Annotated in this window: 7 protein-coding genes; 1 reads left to right on the plus strand and 6 read right to left on the minus strand. The window is 69.1% G+C overall.

The genetic code is table 11. The features are described from left to right. Positions 1-64: 64 nt before the first annotated feature. From folE to dacB, 6 genes are all read right to left on the minus strand, one after another. Complete coding sequence (gene folE / locus AB4Y86_RS06600; RefSeq protein WP_441401194.1) at positions 65-718, minus strand: GTP cyclohydrolase I FolE; 654 nt, start codon at positions 716-718, stop codon at positions 65-67. A 10-nt stretch (positions 719-728) separates the two neighbouring features. Continuing rightward, positions 729-2,795, minus strand: a complete 2,067-nt coding sequence (gene ftsH, locus AB4Y86_RS06605) for an ATP-dependent zinc metalloprotease FtsH (RefSeq protein ID WP_441401196.1) — start codon at positions 2,793-2,795, stop codon at positions 729-731. A 227-nt stretch (positions 2,796-3,022) separates the two neighbouring features. Continuing rightward, complete coding sequence (gene hpt, locus AB4Y86_RS06610; protein WP_441401198.1) at positions 3,023-3,574, minus strand: hypoxanthine phosphoribosyltransferase; 552 nt, start codon at positions 3,572-3,574, stop codon at positions 3,023-3,025. Positions 3,575-3,603: 29 nt separating this feature from the next. Next, entirely contained in the window at positions 3,604-4,641 is a 1,038-nt protein-coding gene (gene tilS / locus AB4Y86_RS06615; protein WP_441401206.1) for a tRNA lysidine(34) synthetase TilS, read from the minus strand. A gap of 98 nt (positions 4,642-4,739) precedes the next feature. Continuing rightward, on the minus strand, positions 4,740-5,852 hold the full coding sequence (locus tag AB4Y86_RS06620; RefSeq protein ID WP_441401200.1) for a zinc-dependent metalloprotease: 1,113 nt from the start codon (positions 5,850-5,852) through the stop codon (positions 4,740-4,742). A 166-nt stretch (positions 5,853-6,018) separates the two neighbouring features. Beyond that, a complete protein-coding gene (gene dacB / locus AB4Y86_RS06625) occupies positions 6,019-7,542 on the minus strand; it encodes a D-alanyl-D-alanine carboxypeptidase/D-alanyl-D-alanine endopeptidase (RefSeq protein ID WP_441401202.1) in 1,524 nt (507 codons plus the stop codon). Positions 7,543-7,694: 152 nt separating this feature from the next. On the opposite strand from dacB, the gene AB4Y86_RS06630 reads away from it, so the two are divergent. After that, on the plus strand, positions 7,695-8,183 hold the full coding sequence (locus tag AB4Y86_RS06630) for an inorganic diphosphatase (protein WP_441401204.1): 489 nt from the start codon (positions 7,695-7,697) through the stop codon (positions 8,181-8,183). Positions 8,184-8,429 lie beyond the last annotated feature (246 nt).

An 8,429-nucleotide genomic window follows, 5' to 3' on the forward strand; every position in this document is an offset into this window, starting at 1 on the left:
GCAGCGGCGAGGTGGCAGGTCCTGTTCCGGGGGCTGCGGCGAGGGAGTCCATGGTGTGTTTTTCTTACCTTCCGAGGATGAGGCTCATGGCTTCGGCGCGGGTGGCCGGGTCATGAAGTTGCCCGCGGACCGCGCTGGTGACGGTCTTCGCGCCGGGCTTGCGGATGCCGCGCATGGACATGCAAAGGTGTTCGCATTCGACGACGACGATCGCGCCGCGCGGCTTGAGGTGGGTGACGAGGGCCTCGACGATCTGGGTGGTGAGCCGCTCCTGCACCTGCGGGCGCCGGGCGAACATGTCCACCAGCCGCGCCAGCTTGCTCAGCCCCGTGACCTTGCCATCATGCGAGGGGATGTAGCCGACGTGGGCCACCCCGTGGAACGGCACCAGGTGGTGCTCGCAGGTCGAGTAGAACGGGATGTCCTTGACCAGGACCAGTTCCTCGTGGTCCAGGTCGAAGGTGGTGGCGAGGATTTCCGCCGGGTCGTGGTGCAGGCCGGCGAACATCTCCGCGTAGGCCTTGGCCACCCGCTTGGGGGTGTCCAGCAGGCCGCTGCGGTCCGGGTCCTCGCCGATGGCGAGCAGGATCTCGCGCACGGCTGCCTGGATCCGCGGGCGGTCCACCGGGTTGGCCTGCTGGCCGGAGGCCACCGCCGCCTCGTCCGTGGGGAAGGGGCCGGCGGTGGCGGGAACGTCGTCGTCGAAGTAGGAAGTCACAGAAGGAAGCCTAGCCGGGAAGGCCGTCGGGCCCCGGATCCGTTACGCCGCCTTGGAAGGGCTCCTGTCCGGGAACGCCCTGGGCGTGCGGCGGCAGCGCGTCGAGCGGTTCCTCGAGCCGGGCCTCCTTGGCTTCCTGCTGGGCCTCGCGCTCGGCCTTTTCGCGGCGGGACTCCACCGGGCCGACGGCCTGGATCGGCCGGCTCTCCTTGGACAGCCAGATCTCGCGGAAATCGCGCTTGCGGATGTTCGTGAAGACCTGGGCGATTTCGGCCTGGTTCAGGGTTTCGCGTTCCAGCAGCTCAAGGGCCAGCTGGTCCAGGACGTCCCGGTTCTCGGTCAGGATCGCGTAGGCCTCGTCGTGGGCCCCCTCGATCATCCGGCGCACTTCCTCGTCGACGACGTAGGCGATCTGGTCCGAGTAGTTGCGTTCGTGCCCGGCGTCCCGGCCCAGGAAGGGCTCGCCGCCGCCCTGGCCGAGCCGCACGGCGCCGACCCGCTCGCTCATGCCGAACTCGGTGACCATCTTCCGGGCAATCCCGGTGGCCTTTTCGATGTCGTTGGAGGCACCCGTGGACGGGTCGTGGAAGACGAGTTCCTCGGCCACCCGGCCGCCCATGGCGTAGGCCATCTGGTCCAGCAGTTCATTGCGGGTCACGGAGTACTTGTCGTTTTCCGGCACCACCATGGTGTAGCCCAAGGCGCGGCCGCGGGGCAGGATGGTGATCTTCGTGACCGGAGCCGAGTTGCGCAGCGCCGCCGCGACCAGGGCGTGGCCGCCCTCGTGATAGGCGGTGACCTTGCGCTCGTGTTCCTTCATCACCCGGCTGCGCTTCTGCGGCCCGGCCATGACCCGGTCGATCGCCTCGTCGAGGGCGCGGTCATCGATCAGGTTGGCGTTGGAGCGGGCGGTCAGCAGCGCCGCTTCGTTGAGGACGTTGGCCAGGTCCGCGCCGGTGTAGCCGGGGGTCTTCTTCGCGACGGCCTTAAGGTCGACGCCGGGGGCCATCGGCTTGCCCTTGGCGTGCACCTTCAGGATCTGGTCGCGGCCGATCAGGTCGGGAGCCTCGACCGAAATCTGCCGGTCGAAACGGCCGGGACGGAGCAGGGCGGGATCGAGCACGTCGGGGCGGTTGGTGGCCGCGATCAGGATGACGTTGGTTTTGACGTCGAAGCCGTCCATTTCAACCAGCAGCTGGTTGAGGGTCTGCTCGCGTTCGTCGTTGCCGCCGCCGATGCCGGCGCCGCGGTGGCGGCCGACGGCGTCGATCTCATCCACGAAGATGATGGCCGGGGCGTTGGCCTTGGCCTGCTCGAACAGGTCGCGGACACGGGACGCRCCGACGCCGACGAACATTTCGACGAAGTCCGAGCCGGAGATGGAGAAGAACGGCACCCCCGCCTCCCCGGCGACGGCACGGGCCAGCAGGGTCTTGCCGGTACCGGGAGGGCCGTACAGCAGCACGCCCTTGGGGATCTTGGCGCCCACCGCCTGGAACTTTGCGGGTTCCTGCAGGAATTCCTTGATTTCTTCGAGTTCCTCGACGGCCTCGTCGGCGCCGGCGACGTCGCTGAAGGTCACCTGGGGCATGTCCTTGTTGACCATCTTGGCTTTGGACTTGCCGAACTGCATGACCTTGGAGCCGCCGCCCTGCATCCGGGAGAGCAGGAACCAGAAGAGCACGCCCAGCAGCAGCACCGGGACCAGGAGGGAGAACAGACCGGAGAACCAGTTGCTTTCGAGCGGCTGGTCGGTGTAGCCGCTCGGCGGCTTCGAGTCGGTCACGGCCTTGACGATGTCCTGGGCGCGGGCGTTGACGTAGTAGAACTGGACGTTCTTGCCCTTGTCCTGGCCGTCGATCTGCACGTTGTCCTTCAGGACCAGATCCACGCGGTTCTCGGCGTCGAAGATCTTGGCCTGTTCGACTTTGCCGCCGGCGGTCAAAAGCGCCAGGCCCTTGTCCGTGTCGATGCGGGTCGAACCGCCCGGGGCGAGGGTGGCAAAGGCCAGCAGGAGCATGCCGATAACGACGACAATCCAGATGCCGGGGCCCTTGAGGAAACTCTTTGCTTTCATCTGATCGGGGGCTGGCCCCGTCCCTCCTGGTAGTGCTGCACGGCGACCGATCTGCGCGCGTGTGGGTGCTGCGTCGGGTTCAAGCTATACACCGTCCCTGTGAGTCACGCACGGTCAAGCCGAAAAGTTCCCTGTGGGCGTAGCGGAGGGCCGTGCGGGGTACAGATGCCGGATACGGAACGGGCGCAGCGTCGGGCCCGGGGGGAGCCGCCGGGGCAGTCGCGGTTCTACTCGTAGACGTGCGGCGCGAGGGTACCGACGAAGTCGAGGTTGCGGTACTTTTCGGCGTAGTCCAGGCCGTAGCCGACGACGAACTCGTTGGGGATGTCGTAGCCGACGTACTTGACGTCGATCTTGACCTTGGCGGCGGTGGGTTTGCGGAACGCGGTGCAGATCTCCACCGAGGCCGTGCCGCGGGACTCCAGGTTCGTCTTAAGCCAGGAGAGGGTGAGGCCGGAGTCGATGATGTCTTCGACGATCAGGACGTCTTTGCCCATCAGGTCGGTGTCGAGGTCCTTGAGGATGCGGACCACGCCGGAGGACTGGGTGCCGGAGCCGTAGGAGGAGACGGCCATCCAGTCCATCGAGACGTGGCTGTGCAGCGCGCGGGCGAGGTCGGCCATGACCATGACCGCACCCTTGAGCACACCGACGATCAGCAGATCGCGGCCTTCGTAGTCCTTGTCGATCTGGGCGGCGAGCTCGGTGATCCGGGACTGGATCTGCTCCCTGGAGTAGAGAACGTGCTTAAGGTCTGCCTGGACGTCGTTTGAATCCACCAATAACTCCTGTGTAGATGCGGGTGCGACTATATTTGGGGCGGTTTTTTAGGCCGGAATACAAGTTTCCCACAGCGGGCGCCCTCGCGGGGCACGCCGTCGGGGGCGGACTGCTCCGCCGCGAGCAGCTGGGCGAGCGAGAGCCTGTAGACGCTCACGCCGCCGGGCAGCTCCACCGGTCCGGCGGATCCTYGCCGGCGCAGCAGCGCTTCGGCAGCCAGCAGCCGCTGGTAACTGGGCTGCTGACCGCCGACGGCGGCGGCGGCCTTGGCGATCACCCGGAACCTCACGGCCGGTGCCAGTTCGCGCAGCGCGGCCTCGGGCAGGCTGAGCTCCGGGCCGGAGCGCTCCTGCAGGCGGAGATACGTGTCGTTCGCCACATCGTCAAGGTAGTCGGCGTCGAGCTGCAGGATGGCTGCCGTCCGGGCCAGCGATTCGGCGACCCCTGGCCCCAGCTTTTCCTCCAGCAGCGGGAGCACCTCGACCCGGGTCCGGGACCGGGCAAAGGCGGGGTCGGCGTTGCTCGGATCGTGCCACGGCGCCAGCCCTTCGACGGCGCAGATTTCCAGCGTCTCGGCCCGGCGGAGGCCCAGGAACGGCCGGAGCAGGCGGCCGCGGGCGGGACGCATCCCGGCCAGCGAGCGGGTCCCGGAGCCGCGTGCCAGCCCCAGCAGGACCTGCTCCGCCTGGTCGTCCAGGGTGTGGCCGAGCAGGACGGCTGCGGCGCCGGTGTCGTCGGCGGCGGCTTCGAGCGCGGCGTGCCGGGCGTCCCGGGCTGCGGCTTCGGGGCCCATCCCGGCGGGATCGACGTCGACCGCCCGGACCTGGACGGGTGCAAGTCCCAGCTCCCGCAGTGCCGCCGCGGCCGCCGCCGCCACGTCGGCGGAGCCCGGCTGCAACTGGTGATCCACCACGACGGCGCCGACGGTGACCGGGTGGCCGTTCACGTGGCCGCGTCGGGCGAAGTAAGCGGCTACGGCAGCGAGCGCCAGCGAGTCAGGGCCCCCGCTGCAGGCCACCAGGATCCGGCCGGGGTAGCCGGCGTCGGCGAGGGCGTCCTGCAACATTTTCCGCGCCTTGCCGACGACGGGCGCCAGCCGGCCGGGCCGGCGTCGTCCGCCGGAAGCGGAGGGAAGGTCCGGGTGGGTGGTGGCCGGCACGTGGACTAGAGACCCATCCGTTCGAGCCAGAGCTTCGAGTCGTGGATTTCCGGTTCGGTGGGCAGGTGCTCGGCGGACTCCCAGACCCGGTTGAAGCCTGCCATCCCGGCAGCGTCGACCACTTCGCGGACAAACTTCGAGCCGTCGCTGTACTGCCGCATCTTCGCGTCCAGGCCGAGCAGGCTGCGGATGAACTTCTCGATCGCGCCGCGGTCCTTGCCGCGGGCGTTGAAGCGCTGCCGGATGGTCTTGACAGAGGGGACAATGCTGGCGTCCACGGCGTCCATGACCACGTTGGCGTGGCCCTCGAGCAGGCTCATCACGGCGGTGAGGTGCGAGATCGCCGCACGTTCCGCAGGGTCCTGCAGCAGGTCCAGGATCGCCCCGCGGCCGGGGGCGGCACCGGGCGCCGACCGGTCCTTGAGGGACTTCGCGGCCGCCGCGGCGCGTTCCATGATCGAATCGACGTTGCCGAGCAGGTGCGCGCTGAGGTCTTCGATTTGCTCCAGCATGTGGTGGCGCAGCCAGGGGGCCGCGGCGAACTGCACGCGGTGGGTCTGTTCGTGCAGGCAGACCCAGAGCCGGAAGTCCTCGGGTGCCACGTTCAGCTCGCGTTCCACCGAGATGATGTTCGGTGCCACCAGCAGCAGCCGGCCGGCGGCAGGGGCGGTGGAGTTCTCGGCCAGGGCGGAGAACGGGTCGTACTGGCCCAGGACCTTGCTGGCGAGGAACGCCAGGATCGCGCCGAGCTGGCTGCCCGTGATCGCGCCGCCCACACTGGCCGCGCCCGGGCCCACGGTCCCGCGGCGGCCTTCAAGCATCTTCTCGATGGCCGGTTGAAGCATCACGGCGAAGCTCTGCGTGTTCGCCTTGGCCCAAGAGGCCCGGTCCACCACCAGCACGGAGGAGTCCCGGAGGTCGCGGGCGGCCTCGAGCCCGGTGATGTCATGGACGTGCGGCACGGAAATGTCCGCCATGAGGCGCAGGTTTTCGACGGCGGCGCCGATCTCCGAGGAGCCCAGCGACGGGCCTGCCGGGGTGAGACGGGCGGCCGTGGACGCCGCGAGCTCCCAATTGATGAGGGCCTGGGCTGAGATCTCGCGCGAAGTGGACTCCATGGCTCCCATCAGATCACAGCTGACTGTGGATGCGCCTCAAATTCGTCGGGCGGCGAACGGCCGGCAACGGCGAACGGGCGCCCGCTGCCCGCCGTTTCGACGGTTCCCTGCCGGAAAGACGTTGCGAACCGGCGAGTGCGCGGGGAACCGTCGAAACGGCGAGGCCTCAGCGGCACCCGCACGCGGCCAGGGCCGAAGCCGTCCGGTCCAGCGCTGTCCTGTTACCAGCCGCGCCGGGGGTCAGGCCGTTGCCGATGAAGGAGAACACCAGCAGCCGGCCGTCGGCGTCGACCACGTAGCCGCTGAGGGCGATTACGGTGTTCAGCGTTCCGGTCTTCGCGCGGACCAGGCCGGCGCCGCCGGCGGTGCTGGTGTCCGTGTACCGGCTGCCCAGCGTTCCGGTCAGGCCGGCCACGGGGAAGCCGGCCAGGGCGGACCGGAGACGGAGGTCCGGGCCGCTGGTTATCGTGCGGACCAGGGCGGAGAGCTGCCGTGCGGAGACCTTGTTGTCCAAGGTCAGCCCGGCCAGGTCGACTGCCCGGAGCGTGGCCGAGGGGACATCCAGCTCCTGGATCTGCTGCAGCACAGCGGCAACAGCGCCCTCGTTGTTGGCCGGTTTGCCGCTCGCTGCCGCCACCATCCGGCCCATGACCTCGGTCAGGTAGTTGTCCGAGGTGCGCATCAGCAGGTCCACCTGCTGGCTGACGGTGGCGGATTCGACCGCCGCGAGGACCTGGCCGGCCTGGCCACCGCCGTCGTCCGGGGTCTTTTTGCTGGCTTTCTGCGCGGCCGTGGCCCGGGCGACGCCGGGTGTGACACTGAGCCCCGCGGCGCCGCCGGCCTCCACGAGCCGGGCCGTGAACGCCTCGGCGGCGGTCATGGCAGCGTCCTGCGGCCGGGGTCCGGTGGTGGTACCCGGGTCGAAGCGGGCCGAGTTCAGGGCGAGCGGAAATATCGGGGCGATTTCGCCGGCGGCCACATCGTCCGGGCTCCAGGCGGGGCTCAGGGCCGGCCCGCTGAACAGCGAATCATCCAGGAGCACCGAGATCGGGCCGGACACGCCCGCCTGCTGCAGCGCGCGGACGGTCGACTGCGCGAGAGTGCCGAGCCCGGCATGCCCCAGGACCGCGTCCGGCGCGGAGTCCCCCGCGCCGAGCAGCACGTCTCCGCCGGCGGTGAGGACCACCGTGCCCGGCGTGGCGCCGGCGACGACCTTGGTGCTGAAGCGCCGGTCCGGGCCGAGCGTGCGCAGCGCGGCGGCCGCGGTCAGGAGCTTGATGTTGGACGCGGGGGCGCGGACGTCGTCGCCGGCCCGGTCGAAGAGGACTTCGCCGGTAGCGGCGTCCTGCACCACCCCGGTGAAGGACCCGGCGCCGTCGGTCTTCAGGGTCGCGTCGAGCTGGGCGGCGACGGCGGCGGCAGCGGGCACCGGCGCGTCGGCACTGAGCGGCTTCATGTTGGCCCGGCTTCCCGAGCCGCCGGCGTCGCTCAGGGTGGCGGGGAGCTGCTGCCACGGGCCGGCCGCGGCGGGCTCCGGAGGGCGGGCCGGGCCGAGGAAGCCGGGACTAACGGCGAGGCCCGCGGGGACCCCGAGCGCCACGATCAGGAGGCTCAGGAGCAGCATCGGAATGATGCGCCCGAGCCTGGCGGGCGCATTAGCCGTGCCCACCCGGCGCTTTCTGCGTGTCATGCTGCTGCTGGTCCTTAGTCCCGAAATGTCCCCACTAGTTCCTGAAACCAGGGCCTGTCGCTATATCCTCAATAATAGTCGGCGGCACCGGTACTGCTTTTTCTGGGCCTCACCTGTGCCGCGCACCCCCTGAATCCGTCGAGGAGCATTCCATGAAGCATGACGTGACCATCGAGATCCCTAAGGGATCGCGCGTCAAGTACGAAGTCGACCACGAGACCGGCCGCATCCGCCTGGACCGCGTCCTGTTCACCTCCATGCAGTACCCCACGCACTACGGTTTCTTCGAGAACACCCTGGGTGAGGACGGCGACCCGCTGGATGCACTGGTGCTCCTGCAGGACTTCGATCTGCACCCCGGCGTGATCGTCGAGGCCCGCCCGATCGGCGTCTTCAACATGACCGACGACGGCGGCGGAGACGCCAAGGTGCTGTGCGTTCCGGTGGACGCCCGCTTTGACCACATCCAGGAAGTCAGCGACGTCAGCGAATTCCTGATCCGGGAGATCGAGCACTTCTTCACCCGGTACAAGGACCTGGAGCCGGGCAAGTGGGTCAAGGCCGAGGGCTGGGGCGACCGCGCCGCGGCCGAAGCCGAACTCGAAGCCTCGATCAAGCGCTTCGTCCCGCACACGCACTAGGGTCCCTCCCTTCCAACGCGGGGTCACCTACCGCCCGTCCGGCCCGCCGGATATGGGCCGCCGGTGACCCCGCTTTGCTGTTAACGGTGCCTTTAACGGTGCTGTTCGAACGACGGCGGTTGCCAGCCGTGGGTCAGAAATGTGTGAAATCGTAGGTGCATGAACGCCGAGCCAGCTTTTAGCCCGCCCTGCGGCCCGGTCACCGGGTGGCGGGACGGCGACGTCGTGCGCGCCACGGGTATCCCG

Source organism: Arthrobacter sp. 2YAF22_2 (genome assembly GCF_052114645.1).
Lineage (GTDB): Bacteria > Actinomycetota > Actinomycetes > Actinomycetales > Micrococcaceae > Arthrobacter.